23 protein-coding genes are annotated in these 26,436 nt (G+C 74.2%); 14 read left to right on the top strand and 9 right to left on the bottom strand.

Annotation, left to right across the window (positions count from 1 at the left end):
• Positions 1–82: 82 nt before the first annotated feature.
• Positions 83–1,081, top strand: coding sequence for a zinc-dependent alcohol dehydrogenase family protein (locus ABTZ91_RS20920; RefSeq protein ID WP_352078679.1), 999 nt, complete (start codon positions 83–85; stop codon positions 1,079–1,081).
• Positions 1,082–1,256: 175 nt separating this feature from the next.
• Here the strand turns inward: ABTZ91_RS20920 and ABTZ91_RS20915 are convergent, their stop codons facing one another.
• Positions 1,257–2,750, bottom strand: coding sequence for an aldehyde dehydrogenase family protein (locus ABTZ91_RS20915; RefSeq protein ID WP_352078758.1), 1,494 nt, complete (start codon positions 2,748–2,750; stop codon positions 1,257–1,259).
• Positions 2,751–2,890: 140 nt separating this feature from the next.
• Between ABTZ91_RS20915 and ABTZ91_RS20910 the strand changes: the two genes are divergently transcribed.
• The 6 genes from ABTZ91_RS20910 to ABTZ91_RS20885 all read left to right on the top strand — a co-directional run bounded on the left by ABTZ91_RS20910 (position 2,891) and on the right by ABTZ91_RS20885 (position 9,110).
• Entirely contained in the window at positions 2,891–3,661 is a 771-nt protein-coding gene (locus ABTZ91_RS20910) for an IclR family transcriptional regulator (protein WP_352078678.1), read from the top strand.
• A 214-nt stretch (positions 3,662–3,875) separates the two neighbouring features.
• Complete coding sequence (locus ABTZ91_RS20905; protein ID WP_352078677.1) at positions 3,876–4,898, top strand: hypothetical protein; 1,023 nt, start codon at positions 3,876–3,878, stop codon at positions 4,896–4,898.
• Positions 4,895–6,289, top strand: a complete 1,395-nt coding sequence (locus ABTZ91_RS20900; RefSeq protein ID WP_352078676.1) for a histidine kinase — start codon at positions 4,895–4,897, stop codon at positions 6,287–6,289. Before ABTZ91_RS20905 ends, ABTZ91_RS20900 begins: the two co-directional genes overlap by 4 nt.
• Positions 6,286–7,041, top strand: coding sequence for a response regulator transcription factor (locus ABTZ91_RS20895; RefSeq protein ID WP_352078675.1), 756 nt, complete (start codon positions 6,286–6,288; stop codon positions 7,039–7,041). The genes ABTZ91_RS20900 and ABTZ91_RS20895 overlap by 4 nt, the downstream gene beginning before the upstream one ends.
• Before the next feature lie 85 nt (positions 7,042–7,126).
• The gene (locus ABTZ91_RS20890) at positions 7,127–8,575 is read left to right on the top strand and encodes a penicillin-binding protein 2 (protein WP_352078674.1); all 1,449 of its coding nucleotides are present in this window, start codon (positions 7,127–7,129) and stop codon (positions 8,573–8,575) included.
• A 106-nt stretch (positions 8,576–8,681) separates the two neighbouring features.
• Entirely contained in the window at positions 8,682–9,110 is a 429-nt protein-coding gene (locus ABTZ91_RS20885; RefSeq protein WP_352078673.1) for a hypothetical protein, read from the top strand.
• A 139-nt stretch (positions 9,111–9,249) separates the two neighbouring features.
• On the opposite strand, the gene ABTZ91_RS20880 is transcribed toward ABTZ91_RS20885, so the two are convergent.
• Positions 9,250–9,894, bottom strand: a complete 645-nt coding sequence (locus ABTZ91_RS20880; protein WP_352078672.1) for a TetR/AcrR family transcriptional regulator — start codon at positions 9,892–9,894, stop codon at positions 9,250–9,252.
• A gap of 52 nt (positions 9,895–9,946) precedes the next feature.
• Between ABTZ91_RS20880 and ABTZ91_RS20875 the strand changes: the two genes are divergently transcribed.
• Positions 9,947–10,855: a DUF2867 domain-containing protein gene (locus tag ABTZ91_RS20875; RefSeq protein WP_352078671.1), complete on the top strand. Its 909-nt coding sequence runs from the start codon at positions 9,947–9,949 to the stop codon at positions 10,853–10,855.
• A 48-nt stretch (positions 10,856–10,903) separates the two neighbouring features.
• Positions 10,904–12,073 carry an MFS transporter gene (locus ABTZ91_RS20870; RefSeq protein ID WP_352078670.1) on the top strand — a complete coding sequence of 390 codons (1,170 nt, stop codon included), beginning with the start codon at positions 10,904–10,906 and terminating at the stop codon, positions 12,071–12,073.
• 201 nt (positions 12,074–12,274) lie between these two features.
• On the opposite strand, the gene ABTZ91_RS20865 is transcribed toward ABTZ91_RS20870, so the two are convergent.
• Together ABTZ91_RS20865 and ABTZ91_RS20860 are read right to left on the bottom strand one after the other, a co-directional pair.
• A complete protein-coding gene (locus tag ABTZ91_RS20865) occupies positions 12,275–13,402 on the bottom strand; it encodes a hypothetical protein (RefSeq protein WP_352078669.1) in 1,128 nt (375 codons plus the stop codon).
• Positions 13,399–14,340 carry a 5-dehydro-4-deoxyglucarate dehydratase gene (locus tag ABTZ91_RS20860; RefSeq protein ID WP_352078668.1) on the bottom strand — a complete coding sequence of 314 codons (942 nt, stop codon included), beginning with the start codon at positions 14,338–14,340 and terminating at the stop codon, positions 13,399–13,401. Before ABTZ91_RS20860 ends, ABTZ91_RS20865 begins: the two co-directional genes overlap by 4 nt.
• A 221-nt stretch (positions 14,341–14,561) precedes the next feature.
• Between ABTZ91_RS20860 and ABTZ91_RS20855 the strand changes: the two genes are divergently transcribed.
• Positions 14,562–15,374: an NAD-dependent epimerase/dehydratase family protein gene (locus ABTZ91_RS20855; protein WP_407077999.1), complete on the top strand. Its 813-nt coding sequence runs from the start codon at positions 14,562–14,564 to the stop codon at positions 15,372–15,374.
• A 397-nt stretch (positions 15,375–15,771) separates the two neighbouring features.
• Here ABTZ91_RS20855 and ABTZ91_RS20850 read toward each other — a convergent pair whose 3' ends face one another.
• Positions 15,772–16,737 (bottom strand): AraC family transcriptional regulator, encoded by a 966-nt coding sequence (locus ABTZ91_RS20850; RefSeq protein ID WP_352078666.1) that lies wholly within the window; start codon positions 16,735–16,737, stop codon positions 15,772–15,774.
• Between the two features lie 55 nt (positions 16,738–16,792).
• Here ABTZ91_RS20850 and ABTZ91_RS20845 point away from each other — a divergent pair, with 55 nt between their 5' ends.
• A complete protein-coding gene (locus ABTZ91_RS20845) occupies positions 16,793–17,032 on the top strand; it encodes a hypothetical protein (RefSeq protein ID WP_352078665.1) in 240 nt (79 codons plus the stop codon).
• A gap of 45 nt (positions 17,033–17,077) precedes the next feature.
• On the top strand, positions 17,078–18,313 hold the full coding sequence (locus tag ABTZ91_RS20840) for a TerD family protein (RefSeq protein ID WP_352078757.1): 1,236 nt from the start codon (positions 17,078–17,080) through the stop codon (positions 18,311–18,313).
• 22 nt (positions 18,314–18,335) lie between these two features.
• Here ABTZ91_RS20840 and ABTZ91_RS20835 read toward each other — a convergent pair whose 3' ends face one another.
• The 3 genes from ABTZ91_RS20835 to ABTZ91_RS20825 form a co-directional block, all read right to left on the bottom strand.
• Entirely contained in the window at positions 18,336–19,355 is a 1,020-nt protein-coding gene (locus ABTZ91_RS20835; protein ID WP_352078664.1) for a 1-aminocyclopropane-1-carboxylate deaminase, read from the bottom strand.
• A 137-nt stretch (positions 19,356–19,492) separates the two neighbouring features.
• Positions 19,493–20,149, bottom strand: a complete 657-nt coding sequence (locus ABTZ91_RS20830; RefSeq protein WP_352078663.1) for a GntR family transcriptional regulator — start codon at positions 20,147–20,149, stop codon at positions 19,493–19,495.
• 60 nt (positions 20,150–20,209) lie between these two features.
• Positions 20,210–21,658 carry an alkaline phosphatase PhoX gene (locus tag ABTZ91_RS20825; protein WP_352078662.1) on the bottom strand — a complete coding sequence of 483 codons (1,449 nt, stop codon included), beginning with the start codon at positions 21,656–21,658 and terminating at the stop codon, positions 20,210–20,212.
• An 88-nt stretch (positions 21,659–21,746) separates the two neighbouring features.
• Between ABTZ91_RS20825 and ABTZ91_RS20820 the strand changes: the two genes are divergently transcribed.
• A complete protein-coding gene (locus tag ABTZ91_RS20820) occupies positions 21,747–22,514 on the top strand; it encodes an SDR family oxidoreductase (protein ID WP_352078661.1) in 768 nt (255 codons plus the stop codon).
• A gap of 311 nt (positions 22,515–22,825) precedes the next feature.
• Here ABTZ91_RS20820 and ABTZ91_RS20815 read toward each other — a convergent pair whose 3' ends face one another.
• Complete coding sequence (locus tag ABTZ91_RS20815; protein WP_352078660.1) at positions 22,826–24,331, bottom strand: hypothetical protein; 1,506 nt, start codon at positions 24,329–24,331, stop codon at positions 22,826–22,828.
• A gap of 204 nt (positions 24,332–24,535) precedes the next feature.
• Between ABTZ91_RS20815 and ABTZ91_RS20810 the strand changes: the two genes are divergently transcribed.
• Positions 24,536–26,419, top strand: a complete 1,884-nt coding sequence (locus ABTZ91_RS20810; protein WP_352078659.1) for an endonuclease/exonuclease/phosphatase family protein — start codon at positions 24,536–24,538, stop codon at positions 26,417–26,419.
• The last annotated feature ends 17 nt before the right edge of the window (positions 26,420–26,436 follow it).

Below are 26,436 nucleotides of genomic sequence, written 5' to 3'. Positions count from 1 at the left end.
CTCGGGGAGGTGAGACGATCGGACAGGAACGGGAGCCGGAGGGACATGGAGCGTCTCGCCGAGCGAGCCTAGCGTCGTGGCCATGGGAAACGACACGAAGACCACGGCGGTTCTGTTCCACGAGCTCGGCGGACCGGAGGTGCTGAGCGTCGAGGAGATCGCGCTTCCGGCGCCGGGGCCCGGCGAGCTGCGGATGCGGGTGGAGGCGATCGGCCTCAACCGCGCGGAGGCGCTGTTCCGTTCGGGAGCGTACTACTACCCGGCCACGCTGCCCGGCTCGCGGCTCGGTTACGAGGCGGCGGGCGTGGTGGAGGAGGTCGGCGAGGGCGTCACGGCGTACGCGCCGGGCGATCCGGTGATGGCGGCGGCCAACTTCGACTTCGGGGTGCACGGGGTGTACGCGGAGCGGGTGGTGCTGCGGGAGGAGTACGTGGTGCCGCGCCCGGCGGGTGTGGACGCGGTGGCCGGGGCGGCGGCCTGGCTGGCGTACTCGACGGCGTACGGCGGCATGGTGGAGGCGGGCGGGCTGCGGCCCGGCGGCCATGTGGTGATCACCGGGGCGTCGAGCGGGGTCGGCACGGCCGCGATCCAGACGGCGCTGCGGATCGGCGCGGTGCCGATCGCCGCGACCCGCGAGAGGGCGAAGCGGGACCGGCTGCTCGAACTCGGCGCCCCGCACGTGGTGGTCACCGACGAGGAGGACCTGGTCGCGGCGGTGCGGCGGATCACCGCCGACCGGGGCGCCGACGTCGTCTTCGACGCGGTCGGCGGCCCCGGCTTCGCCCGGCTCGGTGGGGCGCTGCGCCCGGAGGGCACGGCGGTGCTGTACGGCTGGCTGGACCGGCGGCCGGCCGAGGTGCCGATGCAGTGGCCGCTGACCGTGCGCGGTTACGCCAACGGCGCGGTGGTGCGCACGGCCGAGGGGCGCGCCCGGATGGCCGGTTTCATCGGCTCGGGGCTGCGCGACGGCTCGCTGGCGCCGGTCGTCGCGGAGACCTTCGAGGGTCTCGGGTCGATGGCCGACGCCCACCGGCTGATGGAGTCCAACGCGCACACCGGGAAGATCGTGGTGCGGGTGTAGTGGCCCGCCCGCGGGCCGGAGCGGTGCTCCGGCCCGCGGGCCCTCAAGGGCGCAGGGCCTTGCCTCGGGAGCGCGGGATCCCGGTCCCGGAAGCGGGGGATCCCGGTCCAGGGAGCGCGGGGTCCCGGATCTCAGAAGCGCGGGATCCGGTCCCGGAAGCGCGGGGTCCCGGATCTCAGAAGCGCGGGATGCCCAGCGGGTTGTCGTCCCGCAGCTCCGGCGGGAGCAGGTGCTGCGGGGTCGACTGGTAGGTGATCGGGCGGAGCCAGCGCTCGATCGCGGTGCCGCCGACCGAGGTGAAGGGCGTGGTGGTGGCCGGGTAGGGCCCGCCGTGGTGCTGGGCGTCGGCCACGGCCACGCCGGTGGGCCAGCCGTTGACGAGGAGCCGGCCGGCCAGCGGGGCGAGTTCGGCGAGCAGGGAGGCGGCCTCGGGGTCCTCGTCGGCCGTGTGGAGGGTGGCGGTGAGGTTGCCGGGGACCAGGGCGAGGACGGCGCTGATCTCCTCGCGGGAGGCGTAGCGGGCGACCAGGGTGACCGGTCCGAAGGTCTCCCGGAGGAGGACCTGACGGCCGCCCTGGAGCAGGGTGGCGGCGTCGGTGAGGAGATAGCCCGGCACGACGGTGTGCGGTCCGCCGGGTCCGGGCTGGACGGGGGCCTCGATCCCGTCCTCCTGGGCGTCCTCGTAGGTGGCGGTGAGGAAGTGGCCCCGCATCCGGGGGGCGAGCATCACGCCCGGTTCGGCGTCCTTGAGGGCGGCCGTCAGGGCTGCCGTGAAGCGCTCGCCCGCCGCGCCGGCCGGGGCCAGCACGAAGCCGGGCTTGGTGCAGAACTGGCCCTGCCCGAGGGTCATGGAGCCGGCGAGTCCGGCGGCGAGCTCCTCCGCGCGCTCCTCGGCGGCGGCCTCGGTGACGACCACCGGGTTGAGCGAGCCGAGTTCGCCGTGGAAGGGGATGGGTACGGGCCGGGCCGCGGCCGCGTCGAACAGGGCCCGGCCGCCGTTCACCGAACCGGTGAAGCCGGCGGCGGCGACCAGCGGGTGGCGGATCAGTTCGACTCCGGCGTCGAAGCCGTGCACGAGCACGACCACGTCCTCGGGGAGTCCGGCCTTGACGGCGGCGCGGCGCAGCAGGGCGGCGCAGAGCTCGGAGGTGGCCGGGTGGTAGGGGTGCGCCTTGATCACGACGGGGCAGCCGGCGGCCAGCGCGCTCGCGGTGTCACCGCCGGGGACGGAGAAGGCGAGCGGGAAGTTGCTGGCGGCGTAGACGGCGACGACGCCGAGCGGGATCTTCATGCGCCGCAGGTCGGGGGTGGGCGGCGTGGTGTCGGGGTCGGGGAGGGAGATCCGTACGTCGAGGAAGGCGCCCTCGTCGACGATGTCGGCGAAGTAGCGCAACTGGGCGGTGGTGCGGGCCAGTTCGCCGGTGAGCCGGGCCGGACCGAGGGCGGTCTCGGCGTCGGCGGTCTCGACGACCCGGGCTTGGGCCTCGTCCAGGAGCTCGGCCGCGGTGCGGAGCAGCGCGGCGCGGGCGGTCCGGTCGGCCAGGGCGCCACGGGCGGCGTGCGCGGCCCGTACGGCCCGGTCGACGTCCTCGGCGGTGGCCTCGACGGCGACCTGTTCCCGTGGCTTCCCCGTCCGGGGGTCCACGCTCCACACTGGTTCCGCCGTCACGGCTGATTCTGCTGCCACGCCACACCTCTCACCCATGTTGTTCGCTATTCTGAACACGGTCCTTGTAGGTGAACCCGACAGGGACTCTATGGACGGCCGAGCCGTCTCCACAAGAGGGATCCGGGAGAGGGGCGAGGGCGATGTCGACCAACGACGCGGGCGGGGCCCAGGTCAAGTCCGCCGTGCGGACCGTGGAGTTGCTGGAGTACTTCGCCGGACGGCCGGGCATGCACTCGCTCGCCGCCGTCCAGGAGGCGGTCGGCTACCCCAAGTCCAGCCTGTACATGCTGCTGCGCACCCTCGTCGAGCTGGGCTGGGTGGAGACGGACGCGACCGGCACCCGGTACGGCATCGGCGTGCGCGCCCTGCTCGTGGGCACCTCCTACATCGACGGCGACGAGGTGGTGGCCGCCGCCCGGCCCACCCTCGACCGGCTCTCCGACGACACCACCGAGACCATCCACCTGGCGCGGCTCGACGGCACCAACGTCGTCTATCTGGCGACCCGGCAGTCCCAGCACTATCTGCGGCCGTTCACCCGGGTGGGCCGCCGGCTGCCCGCCCACTCCACCTCCCTCGGCAAGGCGCTGCTCGCCACCCACAGCGACGAGCAGGTCCGCAAGCTGCTCCCGGAGACGCTCCCGGCGCTCACCGAGCACACCATCACCGACCGCGAGAAGCTGATCGAGGAACTGCACGTCATCCGCGAGCAGGGCTACGCGGTGGACCGCGAGGAGAACACCCTCGGGCTGCGCTGCTTCGGCATCGCGATCCCCTACCGCACCCCGGCCCGCGACGCCATCAGCTGCTCGGTGCCGGTGGCCCGGCTGACCCCGGGGCACGAACAGCTCATCAAGGACGCGCTGTTCGACGCCCGCGACCGCCTCACCCTCGCGACCCGCCGGCTCTGAGCGCGGCGACCCGACAACGGCTCTCGTCCCGGCGACCAGCCGACAGCTCTGATCCGCGCGACCTGCCGACAGCTCTGATCCGCGCGGCCCGACGACGGCTCTGGTCCAGCCGACGGCTCCGGTCCCTGCGGGTGGGCCGCCTCCCCCGCGCGGCGGAGGCGGTTCGTCGTACGGCAGGAGGCGCGAGGGCCGGTCCCGGCGGGACGGTGGGGGCATGACCACACCGACGCGCCCCGAACCCACCGCTCCGGCTCCGGCACCCGCACCCGCACCCGCGTCCGCACCCGCGAGCCGTCCGCGCCGGGTGCTGCGCGCCCTCGCCGTCCTCGGCACCGTGCCGTACATCGTCCTCAAGATCGCCTGGACGGCGGGCAGCGAGGTCGGCATCCCCGAGGGCAGCGTCCTCCTGGAGCACCCGACGCTGATGGCGGTCGCCAACGGGATCACCGTCGTCGCCGACGCGGCCGTCGTGCTCCTCGCCGTGCTCCTCACCCGGCCGTGGGGCCTCCGGGTACGGGCCTGGCTGCTCGCCTTCCCCGTGTGGGCGGCCATCGGTCTGCTCGCCCCGATCATGACGGCCTACCCCGTCCAGGTGGTCGTCGCCCTCCTCGGCGGGCCGGGCTCCGCCTCCGCCGGGCCGCCCGACGAGCCCTTCCTCGACGCCTGGGTCTTCCCCGTCGTGTACGGCGGGTTCATGATCCAGGGCCTGAGCCTCGGCATCCTCTTCGCCCTGTACGCCCGTGACCGCTGGGCCCCCGTGTGGCGCGGGCGCCTCGGCGAACTGCCCGCCGCCGTGAGCGGCCCCGGCGTGCGGACCTGCGCCGTCGCCGGTGCCGTGCTCGCCCTCGTACCCGCCGCCCTGCACCTGCTGTGGGCCTGCGGCATGACCGAGGACCTCTCGTTCGCACGCGCCACCTCCTACGACGCCGACAAGGCGGTCGTGGACGCCGCGCGCGCCGGCTTCCTGCTCGTCGCCGCCGCCACCGTGCCCGCCCTCGCGCTGCGCCGCCCGGCGAGCCTGCGGGTGGGCACCACCATGGCCCTGGCCTGGGTGTCCTCGGGTGCGGCCGCGTGCTGGGGCGCGTACATGTCACTGGTGGCGCTGCTGCCCCTGGCCGATCCGGGGAAGGAGCCGACGGGCCTGACGACCGCCGCGTACGCTGTCGAGATGATCACCGGATTCCTGCTGGCCGGCTGCCTGGCCGTGGTCCTGGGCCGGCGGAGCCGGACCGCATGAGACGGGCCTGGCGGGCCCTGTTCGGGCAGCGGTCCCGACGGCGCTGGCTCCATCTGATCCTCGGCGGCGCCCTGTTCATGCCGTACTGGCTGGTGGGCACCGTGGTGATGGGGCCGTTCGCGGACGGCGGGACGATGTTCGCCGACAGCCCGGTGGTGCAGTTCGGCGCGTACGCCGTGGGGCTGCCGCTGGCCGCGCTCACCTCGCTCTTCCCGCTGACCCGCCCGATGTCGGTGGCGGCGGCGCGGGCGCTGTGCGGGGTGGCGCCGGGGCGGTTCGCGGAGGGCCCCGCCCGGGGCCCGGACGCCAAGGCGCGGACCGCGGGCTGGTTCACGCTGCACCTCGGGGCGGGCGCCCTGGTCAGCGGTGCCAGCCTGGCCCTTCCGCCGTTCGCGCTCGCCGTGGCGGCGCTGCCGTTCTCGGCGGAGCTGCGGACCTCGGAGATCGGACGGTTCTGGCACCTGGACGAGCCCTGGCTCGCCTGGGCCGGACTGCCCCTCGGGCTGCTGATGCTGCTGGGTCTCGCCGCCGCCGCGGCGGGGACGGGCGCGCTCCTGGCGGGGGCGGCGCCCCGGCTGCTCGGGCCGAGTCCGGCGGACCGGCTGGCCGCCGCCGAGCGGCGCGCCGCCGAACTGGCCGTGCGCAACCGGCTCGCCCGCGAACTGCACGACTCGGTGGGCCACGCGCTGAGCGCCGTCACCCTCCAGGCGGGGGCCGCCCGCCGGGTCCTCGACTCCGGCGTGGCCGACCTCGCCTTCGTACGGGAGGCGCTCACCGCGATCGAGGAGACCACCCGGCGCACGGTCGGCGAACTCGACGCGGTCCTCGGCCTCTTGCGCAGCGGCGAGGACGACGGCGAGCTCGCCGCTCCCGGCCTGGACGCCCTCGACGCGCTGCTGCGGGGCGCGGGCCCCGCGGTGGAGCTGACGGTGCGGGGCGAACTGACGGGGCTGCCGGAGGCGGTGTCGCGGGAGGCGTACCGGATCGTGCAGGAAGGACTCACCAATGCCGTGCGGCACGCGCGCGGGGAGACGGTGACGGCGCGGATCGCGCTGTCGGGGGACGAACTGGAGATCAGCATGGAGAATCCGCTCACCACCGCGGCGCCGGTCGCCCGCCCGGACGGCGGGCGCGGCCTGCGCGGCATCACCGAACGGGCCCGGCTGCTCGGCGGCACGGCCGGGGCGGGCCAGGTCGACGGCCGCTGGCTGCTGTCCGCGCGTCTGCCGGTGGGACCGGCCGGGCCGACGGGAGTGACGCGGACGGCGGGACCGGTGCGGCCGGCGGGACCGGTGCGGCCGACGGGACCGCAAGGACCAGCGGGACCGGTGCGGCCGGCGGGACCGCACGGACCTGCGGAAGGACACGGACCGGCGGGAGGGGCCCGATGAGCGCCCCTGAGCCCGAGCCCTCGCCCGCCCCCGACCCCCAGCCCGCGCCCGCACCCGCGCCGGGACCCGCACTGGCACCCGCACCCGCATCCGACACCCCTCCCCTCAGGATCGTGCTCGCCGACGACGAGCGGATGGTGCGGACCGCGCTGCGCGTGATCCTGGACGCCGAGCCGGGCCTGGAGGTGGTCGGGGAGGCCGCGACCGGCGCCGAGGCCGTATCGGTGGTGCGGGCGCTGCGGCCCGACGTGGTCCTGATGGACGTGCGGATGCCCGGGATCGACGGCATCCAGGCGACCCGGCAGATCCTGTCCGGCCCCGACGGGCCCCGGATCGTGGCGGTCACCACCTTCGAGAACGACGCCTACGTGTACGACGCCCTGCGGGTGGGCGCGGCGGGCTTCCTGCTCAAGCGGTCCGCGCCGGAGGAGCTGGTGAGCGCGGTCCGCCTGGTCGCCCGCAGCGACTCCCTGCTGTACCCGGCGGCCGTTCGCGGCCTCGCCGCCGAGCACGCCCGCCGCCGTCCGCCGGCCCCGCCCGCCTGGGTGTCCCGCCTCACCGAGCGCGAGGCGGAGGTACTGCGGCACATGGCGAAGGGCCTGACGAACGCGGAGATCGCCGCCCTGCTGGGGGTCGGCCCGGCGACCGTGAAGACCCACGTGGCCGCCGTCCTCGCGAAGACGGGCGCCCGGGACCGTACGCAGGCGGTGATCGTCGCGTACGAGTCGGGGTTCATCCGGCCGAGCGCCTGAGGAGGCCCGCCCGTACATGAAGGTTCTCTGAGAAACCGGACACTTCCGGAACGCCGGCCGCCGGCCCGCTCGTCCCGCATATGGGATGAACAAGACGATCAGGCGCGCCTCGGTCTTCTCGCTGCTCCTGGTGCTCGCCCTCCTCGGGCGGGCCACCTGGGTGCAGGCGTACGAAGGCCGGGCCCTCGCGAACGACAAGAACAACCGGCGGCAGACCATCGCGCAGTACGCGCAACCGCTCGGGAACATCGTCGTGGCCGGCTCGCCGGTCACCGGATCGAAGGAGACGAAGGGCGGCGACCTCGCGTACAAGCGTTCCTACACCGACGGCGCGCTGTACGCGGCCGTCACCGGCTACAGCTCGCAGGCGTACGGGGCGACCCAGCTGGAGGGCATCTACGCCGATGTCCTGGACGGCACCGACACCCGGCTGAAGAACCCGCTGTCCGTGCTGACCGGCGAGAGCGCGAAGCCGGGGACCGTCCTGACGACGATCGACCCGGCCGTGCAGAAGGCGGGCTACCGGGCGCTCGGGAAGAAGAAGGGCGCCGCCGTCGCCATCGACCCGAAGACGGGCCGGATCCTCGGCATGGTGTCGACGCCCTCGTACGACCCGTCGAGGATCGCCGGTCTGACGGACGGGGACGCGTGGCGCGCGCTCACCGAGGACGAGGACAAGCCGCTGGTCAACCGGGCTTTGCGGCAGCCGCTGCCGCCCGGCTCGACGTTCAAGCTGGTGGTCGCGGCGGCGGCCCTGGAGGACGGGCTCTACGGCTCCGTGGACACGGCGACCGACAGCCCGAACCCGTACACGCTGCCCGGCACCCGGACCGTGCTGCGCAACGAGAACGCGTCCGCGCCCTGCGAGAACGCCACCCTCCGCACCGCGCTGCGCTACTCCTGCAACAACGTCTTCGCGAAGGCGGCCGTCGACCTCGGCCAGGACAAGGTGCGGGCGATGGCGGAGAAGTTCGGCTTCAACGACAAGGAGCTGGACGTGCCCGTGCGGGCGTACGCGAGCGTGTACCCGTCCGGCATGGACAAGGCGCAGACGGCTCTGAGCGGTATCGGCCAGTTCGATGTGACGGCGACCCCGCTCCAGATGGCGATGGTGTCGGCGGCCATCGCCAACGACGGTCTCATGGCGAGCCCCCACATGGTGTCGAAGGTCGTCGACTCCGACGGCGACGCCCTGCAGACGTACGAGGACGGGGACACCCGGCGGATCGTGTCCTCCTCGACGGCCGAGCAGCTGCGCAGCGCGATGCGGACCGTGGTCGACGAGGGCACCGGCACCAACGCGGCGATCGGCGGCGTGGAGGTGGGCGGCAAGACCGGCACGGCCCAGCACGGCGAGAACAACAGCAAGACGCCGTACGCGTGGTTCACGTCGTACGCGAAGGACCCGGCCACCGGCAAGGAGGTCGCCGTCGCGGTGATGATCGAGGATTCGGGCGCGGCGCGCTCGGAGGTCAGCGGCAACGGGCTGGCGGCGCCGGTGGCGCAGAAGATGATGAAGGCCGCGCTGAAGTAGGCCACACCCGAGCGGGGCGTCGCCGAGTGAGGTGGCGCCTCAGGGGAAGTGACGTGACGCGGGGGCCGGTTGAGGGCCGGTCGCCGTCGCACGAAATGCAGGGGGCATGCTCTCGAACGCACGCCTGCCCCGTTCCCCGTCCGGCTGGACGATGGCCGTCTTCGGCGTGCTGGCCGCCGCCCTCGGTCTGGTGGGCCTGGTCTCCCCCGACACCACGATCCGGCTGATGGGTCTGGCCCCGCGGGCGGGCCGGCCGGCCGACGACCACACCGTGCTGTTCCTGACCGCCTCCTCGATGGCGGCGCTCAACATGGGCGTGTACTACGTGCTGGCCGCCCTCGCCGACTGGAAGTCCTTCTTCCGCTGGACGGTTCCCTTCCGGCTGCTGACCTTCACGGTCTTCACCCTCGCCGTGCTGACCGGTCGCGCCCCGGCCGGCTTCCTCGGCGTGGGCCTGTGGGAGGCGGCGGGAGCCCTGGCGACGGGCCTGGCGCTGCGCCACGAGACGCGGCGGGCGGCCGAGGCCACGGCTTGAGGAGCGGCCCGGATCACGGCCTGACCCGGGTCAGGGCTTGACCCGGATCACGGCTTGACCCGGAACACGGCTTGACCCGGAACACGGCTTGACCCGGAACACGGCTTGACCCGGATCACGGCTTGAGGAGAGGCCCCGGTCACGGCTTGAGGAGCGCGTCCGACACCGCCGCCAGGTACTCCGGGTCCGTCGGGACCGAGCCCGGGACGGCGTGGGCGAGCTGGGCGTGGCCCACGTAGCTGGTGTAGGCGAGGACGCCGCGGCGGCGGGCCTCGGGCGGCGGGAAGCCGAGCAGTTCGAAGAGGTGGGCGAGGTAGCCGACCCGGCGTTCGGTGACGCGGGCGAGGGCCGCCGCGACCTCGGGGTGGTCGCCGGCGGCGAGCAGCCGCACCTCCAGGGGGTCGTCCGCGGCCGAGGCGGTCGCCGCGCGCAGGAGCGCGCCGAGGCGGGCGGCGGGGTCGGGTTCGGCGGCCTCCATGGCCGTGATGATCCGCTCGGTGGACAGTTCCTCCCAGCGGGCGAGGGCGGCCGCGACGAGCGCGTCACGGTTGGCGAAGTGCCAGTAGAAGCTGCCCTTGGTGGCGCCGAGGCGGGCCGCGAGCGGCTCCACCGCGACTCCGGCGAGACCGCGCTCGGCGAGTGCGGCGAGGGCCGCGTCCGCCCAGTCGTCGGCGGTCAGGCGCTTGCGGCCGGCTCCTCGCGTCCCGCTCCGCCGGGTGCCGCCCGGCTCTCCTCCGCCCTTCCGGCGGGCTTGCCGTTCCTGGGGGTCCTCGTGCTCGCGCATATCACCGTACGGTACCGTACGGTGAACATACGCTCCCGTATGGAGGTGCGGTATGCGCGGTATGCGCACGGTGCGCAACGTCCACCAGAGGATCGTCGAGGCCCCGGCCGAGACCGTCGGCGCCCTCGTCGACCGGCTCTCCGCGCCGGACGACCCCCTGTTCCCCACCCCGGTCTGGCCGGCCATGGTCCTCGACCGGCCCCTCGGCATCGGCGCGGACGGCGGCCACGGGCCGGTCCGCTACCACGTCACCGCCTATGAACCCGGACGGTCCGTCCGCTTCGACACCGACGACGAGCTCGGCGCGGGCTTCCACCGGCTGGACGTCGAGCCGCTCGGGCCCGACCGGTGCCGGATCTCGCACGTCCTCGACGTGGCCATGCCCCCGGTGGCGTACGTCCTCTTCAAGCTGGTGATCGAGCCGGTGCACGACACGATGGTCGAGGAGATCTTCGACAACGCCGAGCGGGCCGCCCTCGGTTCGCTGCCGCACCCGCCGGCCCGCCGCTCCCGGCGCGCCCTGCTGGCCAACCGGCTCCGCTGGGTGAAGCCGGCCGCCGTCCCGGTCCCGGACGGGGCCCGGCTGCTCAGGGGGGCCTTCGAGCGGCCCGACTTCACCGATGCCTGGCGCCTGCCGCTCGCCCCGGGGATGCCCCGCGACCCGCGGGCCTGGCGCCATCTGCTGCCCTTCCCCGAGCGGGGCGCCGAGGGCCGTGAGCTCATGCTCGGCGAGGACGCGTCCCACCTGGACTTCCGCGCCTCGCTGGTGGTCGACGACGAGAGCGTGACCCTGGCGACGGCGGTACGGCTCCACAACACCTACGGCCGCCTCTACTTCGGGGTGGTGCGCCGGCTCCATCCGTACGTCGTCCGCCGGATGATGCGCCGCGCGCACCGGCGCGTCGCGTTCGCGACCCCGCCCGCGGGCGAACGGAACCGGGAACTCCGCAGCGCCGCCTAGGGAAGGTGACCGATCCGGACCGCGCTCCTCAGGCGCCAGCCTGCGGTCATGCGTGTTCCTCTCTATCTCACCGCAGTGCTGGTGTCGGGGTTCGGCACGACGGCGATGTGGCTGGTCTCCGGGATCTGGGTGAAGTCCCTCACCGGTTCGGACGCTCTGGCGGCCCTGACCGCCTTCGCCCTGTGGGCGCCCGCGCTCCTCGGTCCGCTGCTCGGCGCGGTGGTGGACCGGGTGCGGCGGCGGCCGCTGCTGGTGGCGGTGAACCTGGCCATGGCGGCGCTGCTGCCGCTGCTGCTGTGGGTCGACCGGGCCGACCGGATCTGGCTGATGTTCGCGGTCCTCGTCCTGTACGGGGCGCACGGCGCGGTCCACGAGGCGGCGGAGGCCGCGCTGGCGGCCGAGGCGCTCGACCGGGAGCGGCTGGGGGACCTCAACGGGCTGCGGATGACGGTCAACGAGGCCATGAAGCTGATCGCCCCGCTCCTTGCGGCGGGACTCTTCGCCCGGTACGGCGGCGGCCCTGTCGCACTCCTGGACGCGGTGACCTTCGCCGTGGCGGCGGGGGTGTTCGCGCTGCTGCGGGTGCCGGAGGAGCGGCCGGTGCCCGGGCGGCGGCCCCGGGTGGCCGAGGGCGCGCGGCTGCTGTGGGCGTCGGCGGCGCTGCGGCCGCTGGTGCTCGCGGGCGGCTTCACGATGCTGCTCGCGGGGCTCAACGGGGCCGCGGTCTACGCCGTGGTGGACCGGGGTCTCGGTCACTCCCCCGCGTACGCGGGCGTGCTGTACGCGGCCCAGGGCGCCGGGTCGGTGGCGGCCGGGCTCGTCGCGGGTCCGCTGCTGCGGCGGGTCCCCGAGCGGGGGCTCGCGGCGGCGGGCCTCGCGCTCTTCGCGGTGGGCGCGGCGGCCAGGGCGCTGCCGTACGACGCGGTGGCGCTCGGCGCGAGCGTGCTGATCGGGGTGGGGCTGCCGTGGGTGCTGATCGCCACGATGACGGCGGTCCAGCGCCGTGTTCCGGCGGAGGCGGTGGGCCGGGCGGCGGGCACCGCGAACACCCTGGTGTTCGTGCCGAACGCGGTGGCCCTGGGTGTGGGCGCCGGTCTGACGGCGCTGGTGGACGTGCGGACGCTGCTGGTGGCGCTCGGCGTCGCCGGGACGGCGGGCGCCGGGGTCCTGGCGGCGGCCAGGACCCGGCCCCGTCCCGGCCGGGTCACGGCGCCGTGAGGGTCCCCGTCACCGCGCCGCGAGGCCCCGCCACCGCGCCGCGAGGGTCCTCGTCACGGCGCCGTGAGGGCCCCCGTCACCGCGCCGCGAGGCCCCGCCACCGCGCCGCGAGGGTCCTCGTCACGGCGCCGTGAGGGCCCGTCACCGCGCCCTGAGGGTCCCCGTCACCGTGCCGTGAGGGCCGGGCTGCCAGGGCCTCCCTCACCGTGCCGTGAGGGCCTTCCGTACGGCTTCCAGGTCGGCGTCCGACGCCAGCCCCGCGTGGTAGAGCCGGAGTTCGGTGGCGCCCTGCCCGGCGGCCCGCGCGGCGTCCTCGGCCAGGGTGTGCGGGGAGCCGCCCATGCCGGTGACGACGGGGAGGTTGGCGGCGAGGACGGTTCGCACGCGCGCGTGGGCGGCGAAGGGGGCCACGGTGGCGGCCGGGGTCACCACCCCGTCGGCGACCGACAGGATGTGCGCCGGGTCGGTGCCGGCGTTGGCCCCGCAGCGGTACGGGACCGGGTCCGCGTGCAGCAGGACGCGGAAGCCGGGCGGGGCGGCGGCCCGTACGGCGGCGACGGCGGCCTCCTGGAAGGTGCGGGCGGCCGCAAGGCGCCAGGCGAGGGCCGCGTCGGCGAGGCCGGAGTCCCAGACCGCGGGAGCGCCGCGCCAGACCGGTTCGAGGGCGGCCCGCACCGCGCCGGCCAGTTCGTCGGGGTCGGCGCCGTGTCTGCCGTAACCCTCCCGGCAGGAGGCGCAGAAGCACAGGGACATCAGGTACTGGGCGGTGTCGTCGAGCGGGACGCCGGCCGTCTTGTCGTGCGCGTGCAGGTGCGCGAGGCCGTACCAGCCGCAGGACTCCAGCTCGGTCCCGGCCGCGCCGGGCCGGACCGCCGCCTCGGCCGCGAGCTCCACCAGGAGCTCGCGGACGGCGTCCTGGCCGACGCAGGGCGCCCAGGGGTAGCGGTCGCCGTAGGCGTTGACGACGGAGGTCTCGGGATGTTCGGCGCCGAGCCGGGAGTTGTGGGCCAGGACCACCCAGCTGTGGACGGCGAGCCCCGTGCCGGCGAGCGCGTCCGCGGCTCGCGCGTAGGCGTCGCCCGGTGCCCAGTCGCCCGAGGGGTACGGGGTGAGGGCGCGGCCCGCCCAGCGGGCCGGGTCCGGCGGGTAGAGGACCGCCGCGTGGGCCGCCGTGACGATCCGGTGGCGGGGGTGGCGGGGGGTGAGCGCGCGCGTGGAGTGGTAGGCGGCGGCGAGGGTGACCTGGTCGAGGCCGAGTTCGGCGAGGCGGGCGGGGGCGGCGGGGTCGCCGTCGACGTCCCAGGGGTAGAGGAAGGCGCCGGCTCTCATCGGGTCTCCCCGGCGTCCCGGGTGAGGGCGGCCCGGCCGCGCTCGACGAGGGCGGCGAGCTCCTTCAGGTGTTCGGGGGCCGGCTCGCTGAGCGGGGGCCGTACCTCCCCGACGGGCAGGCCGTTCATCCGTACCGCCGCCTTGACCAGGGAGACGGCGTAGCCCCGGCCCTTGGCGCGCAGTTCCACCAGCGGACGGTAGAAGGCGTCGATGAGGCGGTGCGCGGTCGGGTCGTCGCCGGTGGCGAGGGCGCGGTGGAAGGCGAGGGCGATGTCGGGGGCGAAGCAGAAGACGGCGGAGGAGTAGAGGGTGACGCCGATGCCGCGGTAGGCGAGGCCGGTGAGTTCGGCGGTGGGCAGGCCGTTGAAGTAGAGCAGGTCGAGGCCGGCCGAGCGGACGGCGCTGACGATCCGCTGCATGAGGTCGAGGTCGCCGAGGCCGTCCTTGAGGCCGATGACGCCGGGGGTGCGGGCGAGGGCGACGGCGGTCTCGGGGGTGAGGACGGCGTTGTCGCGCTGGTAGACGATGACGTCGAGCCGGGTGGCGGCGGCGAGTTCGGTGTAGTGGCACAGGAGTCCGGCCTGGTCGGGGACGACGAGGTACGGGGGCATGGCGAGCAGTCCGTCGGCGCCGGCCTCCTCGGCGAGCCGGGCGTAGCGGACGGCGAGTGCGGTGCCGTATCCGGCGCCGGCGAGGACGGGGACGCGCCCGGCGGCCTCGTCGACGGCGGCGGCCACGCAGTCGCGGAACTCCTCGGGGGTGAGCGCGTGGAACTCGCCGGTGCCGCAGCAGGCGAAGACCGCGCCCGCGCCCGCGTCGAGACCGGCGCGGACATGGGCGCGGAAGGCGTCGAGGTCGACGCCGCCGTCCGGGCCGAAGGCGGTGACGGGGAAGAAGAGCAGGCCGTCGAGCCGGTCGGCGAGCGGGGGTGTGGTCACGGGCACTCCCTGTCGTACAAGATGCTGACTCGTACAGAATTCTGACTGCTGTCCATATTCTTGAACATGCTCACGCTAGGGCAGGAGGGAAGAGCCGGTCAAGGATCCGTGAGGCGGCGAAGTGGCTTCCGGTATCCGGTTCTTGACGGTGCGAGAGCCCAGTCCCTAGCGTGGCGGCTCTTCCGTGTGTGTGAATACGGTCTATGGACGGAGATGCCTCCTTGAACCCCGCACCCCGAACCGTTCTGCTCACCGGCGCCGCCGGCGGCGTCGGCACCCTGATGCGGGAGCTGCTGCCCGGCTACGGCTACGCGCTCCGGCCGCTCGACCTGGTCCCCGTCCCCGGCGCCCCGGACGCGATCGTCGCCGACCTCGCCGACCGCGAGGCGCTGCGGGAGGCCGTGCGGGACGTGGACGCCGTCGTCCACCTCGCCGGGATCTCCCTGGAGGCCGGGTTCGACGCGATCGTGGCCGCCAACATCACCGGCCTGCACCACCTCTACGAGGCCGTACGCGAGGAGGGCGTGCCCCGGGTCGTCTTCGCGTCCAGCAACCACGCCGTCGGCTTCACTCCCCGGCCGCGGGCGGGCGAGCCGCCGGTCCCCGTCGACACCCCGCACCGGCCCGACACCTACTACGGCCTGTCCAAGGCCTTCGGGGAGGACCTGGCGCAGTTCTACTGGGACAAGCACGGCGTCGAGACGGTCTCGGTACGGATCGGCTCCTGCTTCCCCGAACCCACGTCGGTGCGGATGCTGTCGATGTGGCTCAGCCCGGCCGACTGCGCCCGGCTGCTGCACGCGGCGCTCACCGCGCCCCGGGTGGGGCACACGGTGGTGTACGGCTCCTCCGCCAACACGCGCGCGTGGTGGGACCTGTCGTCGGCGCGGGCGCTCGGCTACGAACCGAAGGACGACTCCGAGGTGTTCGCGGAGCGGCTGATCGCGGAGAAGGGCCTGCCCGCTCCCGGGAGCGCGGACGACCTCTATCTGGGCGGCCACTTCTGCGTGGACCCGCCGCGCTGGCCGCACTGACCGGCACCGGAAGGCGGCGGGACGCGGACGGAAGTACACAGGCCCGGCCGACGATGCGGGGGAGCCGGCCGGGGCCCGGGTCGACGCGGGCGACGCATGACGCACGCGGACGGTCCGACGATAGGGTCCGGTCAAGATCATCGCGAGCCGGGGAGCGCGGCGACTGTCCGCGAAACGCGGCGGATCCGGACACGGCGGACCGGAAGACGGACGGCGGGAGGCGGACTGCGGAAGGCGGAAGGCGGTCGACGGGAGGCGGACGGCGGACGGCGGACGGCGGACGGCGGAAAGCGCACGACCGGAAGGCGGACGACCGGGAGGCAGTCGACCGGAAGGCGAACGACCGGGAGGCAGTCGACCGGAAGCGGACGACCGGAAGGCGGCCGGTTCCGCCCGGTCAGCCGCGCAGGGTGCGCGACGGCGCCTCGCCGAAGCGGGCCCGGTACTGCGCCGCGAACCGGCCCGGGTGGGTGAACCCCCAGCGCCAGGCCACGTCGCCGACGCTCAGCCCGTCCGGATCGCCCGCCCGCAACTCCTCGTGGACCCGCTCCAGGCGGACCTCGCGCACGTACGCCATCGGGGACATCCCCACGTACTGGCGGAACGACTCCTGCAGGCGGCGCACGCTCACCCGGGCGAGCGCGGCCAGCTCGGTGCTGGTGAAGGGGTGTTCGGGGCGGGCGCGGACCGCGTCCATCACCCGCTTGACCGGCGCGGGCCTCACCGGCCCGCCCGGGTGCGCCAGCTCGTCCCGCCAGGGGTGCTCGGCCGCGAGCAGCAGGCCGTTGAGCAGCGCCTCCTGGAGCGGCCGCGCGACCAGCTCGTGCGTGGCGAGACCGTCCCCCGCGAGCGCGCCGGCCGCCACCTGCCGGGCGAAGGTCACCCAGCTCAGGCCGGGGCCGCGGGAGATGTCGAGGACGGAGCCCAGGGCGAGCCGGCGGCCCGCCGGGCGGCCGAGCAGCTGCTCCAGACGGTCCTGGAGCGCCGCCGCGTCGATCTTGACCGAAAGGGTGCGGCAGTCCCCGCTCCACCGGTCGAGGACGGTGTCCCCGGCCGGGTCGAGCAGCACCGCCTCCCGGGAGGTGGCGATCAGCCGGCGCCCGCCCGCGCCCTGGCACAGCTCCATGGTGCCGCTCATCGGCGCGTTGACGTGGAACGCGCCCAGCTCCCCGAACCGCATCCGCACGTCCGCGCCGCAGCTGAGGTCGCCGATCATCAACGGCCCGAGCCCGACGGTGTCGAAGCGCGCGGCGAAGGGACGGTCCCGAGCGTCGATGACGTCCATGAAGTTCGCGTAATAGCGCGCGTCGATCTCCTGGCGCGCCTCGTCCACGTCCCGCGTCCGGAAAGAACTCCCACCCACGGTCCGAAAGAATATTCATATGACGGACCTGGGCGGGAACGGCAGGATGCCCGTCATGCCACAGCCACGGGGATTCGTCTACGCACAGCGCGCGGACGGCAGCGTCGTCATCACCCACCAGGGCCGGGCGGCCGCCACCCTGCGCGGAGCCCGCGCCGAGAAGTTCCTCGCGGAGGCCGCCTCCGGGGACCAGCAGCTGGTGATGGCCCGCTGGACGGGCGCGTACCGCTTCGGCAACGAGCGCGCCGCCCGGGACCATCCGCGTAACCGGAGTGGCCGAACCCGGGGAAGGTAAGGGAACGGCAAAGGGGTCCCGCTCGTTAACCCGGGCATGACCGCTATGACCCCCGGCTCGAACATCCCTCTCAGCGCCGCGCGCGTGGCGGTGGACGTCGCCGCCCCGGTGCGGCTGGACGTCTCGGGCCTGCTGCTCGGCGCCGACGGCAAGGTGCGCTCCGACGACGACTTCATCTTCTACAACCAGCCCGCGGGCCCCGGCGTCACCTACCGCTCCGGCGGCGGCAGCGCGCCCGACGCCATCGTGGTCGACACCGGCGCGGTGCCGGCCGGCATCGAGAAGATCGTGGTGACCGCGAGCCCGGACGCCGCGGGCCAGACCTTCCAGGGCATCGAGCCCACCGCCACCCTGCGCAACGCCGACGACGGCAGCGTGCTCGCCACCTTCACCCCGCCGCGGCTCGGCACGGAGACGGCGCTGGTGGTCATGGAGATCTACCTCCGCAACGGGGCGTGGAAGGCCCGCGCGGTGGGCCAGGGGTATGCGAACGGCCTGGCCGGCATCGCGACCGACTTCGGCGTCTCCGTCGACGAGGAGCCCGCTCCCACGCCCACGCCCGCGGCGGCCCCCGCGCCCGCCGCCCCGCCGGCGGCGTCCGCCGCTCCCCCGGTGGACCCGCGCCTCGGGGCGACCCTCCCGTCCATGCCGGCCGCTCCCCCGGCCGCCCCGCCCGCCCCCGCGGCGCCGGCCGCCGGCGCCGGGAAGATCAACCTGGACAAGGGCCGGGTCAGCCTCCAGAAGAACCAGACCGTCTCCCTCGTCAAGGGCGGCCGCCCGCTGCTCTCCCAGGTGAAGATGGGCCTCGGCTGGGAGCCCGCCTACCGCGGCAAGGACATCGACCTCGACGCCTCCGTCATCGCCTACGGCCCCCAGCGCAACCACCTGGACAGCTGCTACTTCGGCAAGCTGTCCATCCTGAACGGGGCGATCAAGCACTCCGGCGACAACCTGACCGGCGAGGGCGCGGGCGACGACGAGGTCATCGTGGTCGACCTGGGCCGGCTGCCCGCCGACGCCACCGGCCTGGTCTTCACCGTCAACTCCTTCTCCGGGCAGAAGTTCACCGAGGTCGCCAAGGCGTACTGCCGGCTCATGGACGCCGCCACGGGCGAGGAGCTGGTCCGCTTCGACCTGACCACGGCCGAGCCGCAGACGGGCGTCATGATGGCCAAGCTCATCAAGCAGTTCTCCGGCGAGTGGGAGATGACGGCACTGGGCGAGTTCGTGAAGTCCCGGACCGTCCGGGGCATGGTGAAGCCCGCCGCGCAGGCCCTGTGAGGCCGCGGCTCCCCCCGCGGTCCTAGAAGAGCGCGCTGTACGCGTTGAGGGCCGGCTGGCCGCCCAGGTGGACGTAGAGCACGGTCGAGTCCCGGCCGATCTCGCCCCGGTCCACCAGGTCGATCAGCCCGGCCATCGACTTCCCCTCGTACACCGGGTCGGTGACCATGCCCTCCGTACGGGCGGCGAGCCGCATCGCGTCCAGGGTGGCCTCGTCCGGGATGCCGTACACCCCCGCGTGGTAGCGCTCGTCCAGCTCGACGTCGTCCGCGCCGAGCGGGCGCTCCACCCCGATCAGGGCGGCGGTGTCCCGGGCGATCCGGGTGATCTGCTCGTGGGTCGGGCCGGGCTTCGCGGAGGCGTCGATCCCGACGACCCGGCGGGCCGGGCCGCCCTCCTCGGTGAGCGCCGCGAAGCCGGCGACCATGCCGGCCTGGGTGGAGCCGGTCACCGAGCAGACCACCACCGTGTCGAAGAAGACGCCGAGCTCCCGCTCCTGCTCGGCGACCTCGTACGCCCAGTTGGCGAAGCCGAGCCCGCCGAGCGGATGGTCGGAGGCGCCCGCCGGGATGGCGTACGGCCTGCCGCCGGCCTCCTCGACCTCGCGCAGCGCCTGTTCCCAGCTCTCCTTGAAGCCGATGCCGAACCCGGCCCTGACCAGCCGCACGTCGGCGCCGGCGAGCCGGCTGACGAGGATGTTGCCGACCTTGTCGTAGACGGGGTCCGGCCAGTCGACCCAGCTCTCCTGCACCAGCACGCACTTCAGTCCGGCGCGGGCGGCGACGGCGGCGACCTGCCGGGTGTGGTTGGACTGCACGCCGCCGATGGACACGAGCGTGTCGCAGCCCTGCGCGAGGGCGTCGGCGACCAGGTACTCCAGCTTGCGGGTCTTGTTCCCGCCGTACGCGATGCCGGAGTTGCAGTCCTCCCGCTTGGCCCACAGGGCGGCGCCTCCGAGATGGGCGCTGAGCCGCGGCAGGGGGTGGACGGGCGAGGGTCCGAAGAGGAGCGGATAGCGCTCGAAGTCGGCGATCGTCGGCATGCGTGCTCCCGGGGTGAGATGACAGGCGGCGAGGGCCGGGCTCCTGGGGAGGGACCCGGACTCCTGAGGGGTCCCGCCGGTCAGGACGGGAGCGGTCGTGCGGAAGGCCGCCGCCCCGGCCTGGCCGGCGGGACCTCTCAGGAGTCGGTGGCCTCGTCCGCGAGCTCTTCGAGGGCCCGCCATATCTCCGTGGTCACCCGGACCGCCTCCTCCGTGTCGCCCGCCTCGCAGGCGTCGATGAGCCGGGTGTGCAGGACGGCGGAGACGCAGGTGCCGGCGTCGCCGAAGAGATGCCGTTCGACGCGGCGGATCAGCGGGGTGTAGCGCTCGATGGTGGCGGCGAGGGCGTGGTTGCCGCTCGCGCCGACGAGGACGTCGTGGAGTTCGTCGTCGGCGCGCAGGGCGGCGTCGACGTCCGCGGCGAGCACCGCCGCGGCGAACCGCTCGTTGGCCTCGCGCATGGCCCGGATGCCCTCGGGGCCGAGCAGCGGGACGGCGGTGCGGGCGGCGAGTTCGTGCATCACCCGCACCACGGAGGCGGCGTCCCGCACGACCCGGCTCACCAGCCGGGTGACCCGGGTGTAGCTCTGCGGTTTGGTCTCGACGAGACCTTCGTCGCCGAGCCGGGCCAGGGCCTCGCGCACGGGCGCGCGCGAGAGCCCGAGCCGTTCGGCGAGTTCGCTGTCCTTGACCACGGAACCGGGCGGGAGGTCACCGCGCACGATGGCCTCGCGCAGCGTGTCGTACGCCCGGTCGCGCAGCAGGGTCCGGCCCACCGGCCGTAAGACGTCCATGGACTGACATGTTAGATGTCAGTCACCCGGACGGTAAGAGCCGCCGGTTACGGGTGCGGGTCAGCGGCGGGGCTGGCGGCGCCAGGGGCCGGTGATCGCGAGCATGATGCCGGGATTCTGGATGCAGGCGTACAGGGTGTCTCCGTCGGGCGAGAAGACGACGCCGGCGAACTCGCTGTCGTTCAGGTCGTTGCGGGCGATCGGATAGGTACGGCCGCTCTCGGTCGCGCCGAACAGGTGCTGGACGCCCTCGCCGTCCTCGGCGATGACCAGGCCGCCGTACGGCGAGACGGTGATGTTGTCCGGGCCGTCGTAGGCGCCGTCCTGGTCCGGGGCGGCGTTGACGCCGAGCAGGACCTTGAGGGTGAGGGTGCGGCGCCTCGGGTCGTAGAACCAGACCTGGCCGTCGTGCGGGGCGCCGGGGCTCTCCGCACGGGCGTACGAGGAGACGATGTACGCGCCGCCGTCGGCCCACCACATGCCCTCCAGCTTGCGCCCGCGGGTGACCTCGCCGGGCCCGAACTGGCTGCGCACGGCGGTGGTGCGGGCGTCGCGGTCCGGGACGTCGACCCAGTCCACGCCGTAGACGGTGCCGACCTTCGGGGCGCGGGAGAGGTCGTCGACGAAGCGGCCTGCCGCGTCGTAGCACTTGGGCGCCTGGAGGCGGCCGGCGTCGTCGGCGAGCGTGGCCAGCCGCCCGCGGCCGTGCGTGAAGCCCTGGGGCGGGACCCAGCGGAAGAAGAGGCCGTTGGGACCGGAGGCGTCCTCGGTGAGGTAGGCGTGGCCGCGCCGGGGGTCGATGACGACGGCCTCGTGGTCGTAGCGGCCGAAGAACTTCAGCGGCTTCGGGTCGCGGTTGGCACGGCGGTCGTACGGGTCGACCTCGAAGACGTAGCCGTGGTCCTTGGTCATGCCGTTGACACCGGCGCGGTCGGAGTTCTCTTCACAAGTCAGCCAGGTGCCCCAGGGGGTGCGACCGCCGGCGCAGTTGGTGGAGGTGCCGGCGATGCCGACCCACTCGGCGACGGTGCCGTCGCGGTGCACCTCGACGACCGTGCAGCCGCCGGAGGCCGCCGGGTCGTAGACCAGGCCCTCGGCGAGCGGGACGGGGTGCTTCCACTTCGCGCGGGGGCCCTTGAGCTCGTGGTTGTTCACGAGGTACGTGGTGCCGCGCGGGCCCTCGAACGTGGCGGTGCCGTCGTGCTTCTCGGGCGTGAACTCGCCGGACTCCAGGCGGGTCACGCCGCTGTGGGTGACGACGCGGTAGGCGAAGCCCTCGGGCAGGGCGAGGATGCCGTCGGGGTCGGCGACGAGGGGCCCGTATCCGAGCGTGTGCCCGTGACCGTACCGGTCCTGCTGCCCGTCCTGCCCGTCCTGTCGGTCCTCCTGCGGGTCCTCGGCGGCCAGCGCCTGCGGTGCGGTGGCGAGCGCGCCGACGGCGCCGCTCAGGGCGAGTCCGGCGCCCGCGACGGCGGACTGCCTGGCGAAGTCTCTGCGGTTGAGGGACATAGACGGTTCTCTCCCTGTCGTCACCCGGTGTCGCGGCACACGGTCGCGCCCCCGTATAAACGGCGGTTGAACAGAAAGGCGAACTCCCATGAACCTGCCCGCCCATGGACGGCGCGTCCTCGTCAGCGGCGCCTCGCGCGGTCTCGGCCGCGCGGTGGCCCGCGCCTTCGCGGCCAACGGCGACCGGGTGGCCGTACACTACGGCTCCCGCGCCGAGGAGGCCCGCGAGACCCTGGCCTCCCTCGACGGCACCGGCCACGGCCTCATCTCCGGCGACCTCGCCGACCCCGCGGAGGCGGCGCGCGTCGCGGACGCGGCGGCGGAGGCGCTCGGCGGCATCGACGTGCTGGTGAACAACGCGGCGGTGAACCTGCCGCATCCGCCGGCGACGACGCCGTACGAGGAGTGGGTGGCCCTGTGGCAGCGGCACGTGAACGTGAACCTGCTGGGTACGGCCTGGCTGAGCCAGCTGGCGGCGCGGCGGATGATCGACGCGGGGCAGGGCGGCCGGATCGTCAACATCGGCTCGCGCGGCGCCTTCCGCGGTGAGCCGGACCATCCCGCGTACGGGGCGACCAAGGCCGCCGTCCACGCCCTCGGCCAGTCCCTGGCCGTCGCCCTCGCCCCGCACGGCATCGCCGTGGCCTCCGTCGCCCCCGGCTTCTTCACCACCGAACGCGTCGCCCCCCGCCTGACGGGCCCGGAGGCCGAATCCATCCGCACCCAGAGCCCCTTCGGCCGCGTCGCCACCCCCGAGGAGATCGCCGCGGCGGTGCTGTGGCTCGCGTCCCCGGAGGCGGAATGGGCGTCGGGGACGGTGCTGGACATGAACGGGGCGTCGTACTTGCGGACGTGAGGGGGTGGGCCTTGGGCCAAGGGCGGCGGTGCCTGCCGGCGCTCGACGCGAGCCATCGGGCATGGGCCTGTGCCCCCTGCTTGCGGGCAGTCGCCCCGCTGGGGCAGCCCCCACCCACGGGCGGCCCCCCGGCCGGTTGCGAACCCCAGCCCGCCGTCGCGGGCAGTCGCCCCGCTGGCACAGCCCCCACCCACGCGCGGCGCGGGACGCGCCTTTGGGGGGCGCCTTCGCCCACGCCGTTGTGGGCACGAGGGCACACGCCGTCGGGGCGCAGCCCCCAGCGGGCGCAGCCCCGTACCCCGCGCACGACGTCAGGCGCGGGACCTCGCCTTGAAGGCCGCCTTGCGGGCCTCCTTCGCCGTGGGCTTGTCGCGGTGGAGGCGGCCCATCGCGTCGAGGACGTCGGCCGTGGCCGGGTGGTCGACGCGCCAGACCGCTTCGAAGAAGCCGCCGTGGCGGCCCGTCAGGCCCTCGATGAGGTCCTGGAGTTCCTCCAGGTCGCCGTCGGCGTCGAGGTGGGCGGCGATGGTGTCGACGGCCAGCCAGTAGATCATCGACTCCGGCGGGGCCGGCACGTCGGCCGCGCCGCGCTCGGCGAGCCAGACCCGGGCGAGGCCGCCGAGTTCCCGGTCGTCCAGGACCTCCCGTACGGCCGGTTCGGCGTCGGGTCCGACGAGGGACAGGGCCTGCTGGGCGTGCAGGCGGCGCACGGGCGCGCCCGGGTCGGTGCCGCGGGCGGCGGCGAGGAGTTCGCGGGCCGCGGCGGCGGCGTCGCGGCCGGCGAGCCAGCCGACGGTCTCGGCGCGGGCCGCGTCCTGCGGGTAGGACGCGATGCCGTCGAGCAGCGCGTCGGCGCCCTTGTCGGCGAGGTCGCCGACCGCGGGCACGACGAGACCGGCCTCCAGCATCCGGGCGCGCACCCCGTACAGGCCGAGCGGCGTGAGCCGGACCAGGCCGTAACGGCTCACGTCCTCGTCGTCGAGCGCCGCCCCGGTGTCCTCGGCGGCTCCGGCCGCCTCGCCCTCCTCGACCATCAGGGCCTCGTCCACGGGCCGGTACTCGACGAGCCCGATCGGTTCGAGGATCCGGAACTGCTCGTCGAGCCGCATCATCGCGTCGGAGACCTGCTCCAGGACGTCGTCGGTGGGCTCGCCCATGTCGTCGGGGACGACCACGGACGCGGCGAGCGCGGGCAGCGGCACCGGCCCCTCGCCGGCCCCGCCCTCGCTGACGGTCAGCAGGTAGAGGTTGCCGAGGACGCGCTCCAGGAACTCGGCCTCGCCCTCGGGATCCCAGTCGAGCGCCTCGAAGTCGATCTCGCCGTCGGGTCCGACGAGCGCGTCCAGGTCGTCGAAGTAGGGCGCGGAGGCGTCGGCGAAGACGGTCTCCAGGGCATCGAGCCAGAGCGCGAGGACATCCTGGGGCGAACCGCCCGTGAGGAGCTTGAGGTTCTCGCCGGGAGCGGCGGCGCCGGCCTCGTCCCCGGTGCCGTCGCCGTCCTCCGTCCCCTCCGACTCGTCCGACTCGTCCGTCTCCTCCGGGTCCTCGACCTCGACGAGCCCCGTGTCGACGGCGACCCGCCACGCCTCGCTGGCGTACGCCTCGCCGTCCTCGTCGTCAGCGAGGCCGAGGACCTCGGCGGCGGCCGGCAGCTGCTCGTCGACGAGTTCGCCGCCCGCGCCGACCCGGGTCTCGGGGCCGGCCCAGCGGGCGAGCCGGACGGCGCGGACGAGGAGGGGTGCGGCCAGGGCGTCCCGCGCCAGTTCCGCGTCCGAGGGCAGTCGAACGGGGGGCAGGGTCGGACGGTCCGGTGCCATCTGGGGTGTTCTCCTCGGCGGGCGGTGGGCGTGGGCTTGCTGTGCGAAGCCTTCAGCGTAGACGCATTCGGGGGGCGCTCCGCCGGTTCACGGAGGCGTCAGCCTTCGTACATCCGTCAACCCTTGACAAGGGTGGTGCTGTGCCACGAAATTGACGCGCGTAGATCGTTGGATCGTTTCTCCAAACCCTCACGGAGCACCTTGATGTCTTCCTCCATACCGAGATCGGCCGCCGTCGCCGCCGTCGTTTCCGCCGCCCTCGCCGCCGGTCTGCTGGGCGGCGCGGCCGCCTCCGCCGACGACGCGGCCACGGCCACCGCCTCCGCCACGGCCGCGGACACGGCCACCGGCGCGGCGGCCCCCGTCCGGATCCACGACATCCAGGGCACCACCCGCGTCTCGCCGCTCGCCGGCAAGCAGGTCACGGGCGTCACGGGCATCGTCACCGGTGTACGGACGTACGGTTCGCGCGGATTTTGGATCCAGGATCCGATATCCGATGACGACCCGGCCACCAGTGAGGGCATCTTCGTCTTCACCAGCTCCGTCCCGACCGTCGCCGTCGGCGACGCGGTGAGCGTCAACGGCACCGTCACCGAGTACGTGCCGGGCGGCCTGAACTCCGGCAACCAGTCCCTGACGCAGATCTCCCGGCCGGCGATCACCGTCCTGTCGAAGGGCAACGCGGTCCCCGCGCCGGTCACCATCGACGCCGGCTCCGTGCCCGACGCGTACACCCCGGCGGGCGACCCGGCGGCCGGCGGCTCCATCAACGGGCTCACCCTGCGGCCGGACACCTACGCCCTGGACTACTACGAGTCCCTGGAGGGCACCCGCGTCCGCATCGGCTCCTCGCGGGTGGTGGGTGCGACCGACCCGTACTCCGAGCTGTGGGTGACGGTGAAGCCGTCCGAGAACGCCAACCTCCGCGGCGGCACGGTCTACGGCTCGTACGACGCGCAGAACACCGGCCGGCTCCAGATCCAGCAGCTCGCGCCGATCTCCCAGAAGCCGTTCCCGAAGGCGAACGTGGGCGACTGGCTGGCCGGCACCACCGAGGGCCCGCTGGACTTCAACCAGTTCGGCGGCTACACCCTGGTCGCGAACACCCTCGGCGAGCACGTGGACCTCGGTCTGGAGCGCGAGGTGACCGAGCGGCAGCACAAGAACGAGCTGGCCGTCGCCACGTACAACGTGGAGAACCTCGACCCGGGCGACCCGCAGGACAAGTTCGACGCCCTCGCCAAGGCGGTCGTCGACAACCTCGCCTCGCCCGACATCCTCGCCCTGGAGGAGATCCAGGACGACAACGGCGCCAAGAACGACGGCACGGTCACGGCCGGCGAGACGCTGAAGAAGTTCACGGCCGCGATCACGGCGGCCGGCGGCCCGGCGTACGAGTGGCGTTCGGTCGACCCGCAGAACAACAAGGACGGCGGCGAGCCCGGCGGCAACATCCGTCAGGTCTTCCTCTTCAACCCGGCGCGGGTCTCCTTCGTCGACCGCCCCGGCGGCGACGCCACCACCGCGACCGCGGTGACCGGCACGAAGGGCGACGCCCACCTGACCGTCTCGCCCGGCCGGATCGACCCGGCGAACACGGCCTGGGACAACAGCCGCAAGCCGCTCGCGGGCGAGTTCCGCTTCCGCGGCCGTACGGTCATCGTGGTCGCCAACCACTTCGGCTCCAAGGGCGGCGACGAGTCGATCGTCTCGCACCACCAGCCGCCGAACCGTTCCTCCGAGGCCAAGCGCCTGCTCCAGGCCCAGGCCGTCAACGCCTTCGTCAAGGACGTCCTGGCCGTCGACAAGCAGGCCGACGTGGTGGTCCTCGGCGACATCAACGACTTCGAGTTCTCCGGCACGACGCAGGCGCTGACCGACGGCGGCGCCCTGCGCGCGGCCATCACCTCGCTGCCGCGCGGCGAGCGCTACTCGTACGTCTACCAGGGCAACAGCCAGGTCCTCGACCAGATCCTGACCAGCCCCGGCGTGCACCACTTCGAGTACGACAGCGTGCACATCAACGCCGAGTTCGCGGACCAGAACAGCGACCACGACCCGCAGGTGCTGCGCTTCCACCCGTAACGGCGCACGCGGGACGG

It is taken from the genome of Streptomyces sp. NPDC126499 (assembly GCF_040302485.1).
Lineage (GTDB): Bacteria > Actinomycetota > Actinomycetes > Streptomycetales > Streptomycetaceae > Streptomyces.
Note: the sequence above shows the minus strand (reverse complement) of the source record. Positions and strands in the feature narration are given on the sequence as shown.

What these genes read in the sequence shown, in the direction of transcription:
- ABTZ91_RS20920 (WP_352078679.1), top strand. Translation starts at nt 83, where the DNA reads ATGGGAAACGACACGAAGACCACGGCGGTTCTGTTCCACGAGCTCGGC.
- ABTZ91_RS20910 (WP_352078678.1), top strand. Translation starts at nt 2,891, where the DNA reads ATGTCGACCAACGACGCGGGCGGGGCCCAGGTCAAGTCCGCCGTGCGG.
- ABTZ91_RS20905 (WP_352078677.1), top strand. Translation starts at nt 3,876, where the DNA reads ATGACCACACCGACGCGCCCCGAACCCACCGCTCCGGCTCCGGCACCC.
- ABTZ91_RS20900 (WP_352078676.1), top strand. Translation starts at nt 4,895, where the DNA reads ATGAGACGGGCCTGGCGGGCCCTGTTCGGGCAGCGGTCCCGACGGCGC.
- ABTZ91_RS20895 (WP_352078675.1), top strand. Translation starts at nt 6,286, where the DNA reads ATGAGCGCCCCTGAGCCCGAGCCCTCGCCCGCCCCCGACCCCCAGCCC.
- ABTZ91_RS20890 (WP_352078674.1), top strand. Translation starts at nt 7,127, where the DNA reads ATGAACAAGACGATCAGGCGCGCCTCGGTCTTCTCGCTGCTCCTGGTG.
- ABTZ91_RS20885 (WP_352078673.1), top strand. Translation starts at nt 8,682, where the DNA reads ATGCTCTCGAACGCACGCCTGCCCCGTTCCCCGTCCGGCTGGACGATG.
- ABTZ91_RS20880 (WP_352078672.1), bottom strand. Translation starts at nt 9,894, where the DNA reads ATGCGCGAGCACGAGGACCCCCAGGAACGGCAAGCCCGCCGGAAGGGC.
- ABTZ91_RS20875 (WP_352078671.1), top strand. Translation starts at nt 9,947, where the DNA reads ATGCGCGGTATGCGCACGGTGCGCAACGTCCACCAGAGGATCGTCGAG.
- ABTZ91_RS20870 (WP_352078670.1), top strand. Translation starts at nt 10,904, where the DNA reads ATGCGTGTTCCTCTCTATCTCACCGCAGTGCTGGTGTCGGGGTTCGGC.
- ABTZ91_RS20865 (WP_352078669.1), bottom strand. Translation starts at nt 13,402, where the DNA reads ATGAGAGCCGGCGCCTTCCTCTACCCCTGGGACGTCGACGGCGACCCC.
- ABTZ91_RS20845 (WP_352078665.1), top strand. Translation starts at nt 16,793, where the DNA reads ATGCCACAGCCACGGGGATTCGTCTACGCACAGCGCGCGGACGGCAGC.
- ABTZ91_RS20840 (WP_352078757.1), top strand. Translation starts at nt 17,078, where the DNA reads ATGACCCCCGGCTCGAACATCCCTCTCAGCGCCGCGCGCGTGGCGGTG.
- ABTZ91_RS20835 (WP_352078664.1), bottom strand. Translation starts at nt 19,355, where the DNA reads ATGCCGACGATCGCCGACTTCGAGCGCTATCCGCTCCTCTTCGGACCC.
- ABTZ91_RS20830 (WP_352078663.1), bottom strand. Translation starts at nt 20,149, where the DNA reads ATGGACGTCTTACGGCCGGTGGGCCGGACCCTGCTGCGCGACCGGGCG.
- ABTZ91_RS20825 (WP_352078662.1), bottom strand. Translation starts at nt 21,658, where the DNA reads ATGTCCCTCAACCGCAGAGACTTCGCCAGGCAGTCCGCCGTCGCGGGC.
- ABTZ91_RS20820 (WP_352078661.1), top strand. Translation starts at nt 21,747, where the DNA reads ATGAACCTGCCCGCCCATGGACGGCGCGTCCTCGTCAGCGGCGCCTCG.
- ABTZ91_RS20815 (WP_352078660.1), bottom strand. Translation starts at nt 24,331, where the DNA reads ATGGCACCGGACCGTCCGACCCTGCCCCCCGTTCGACTGCCCTCGGAC.
- ABTZ91_RS20810 (WP_352078659.1), top strand. Translation starts at nt 24,536, where the DNA reads ATGTCTTCCTCCATACCGAGATCGGCCGCCGTCGCCGCCGTCGTTTCC.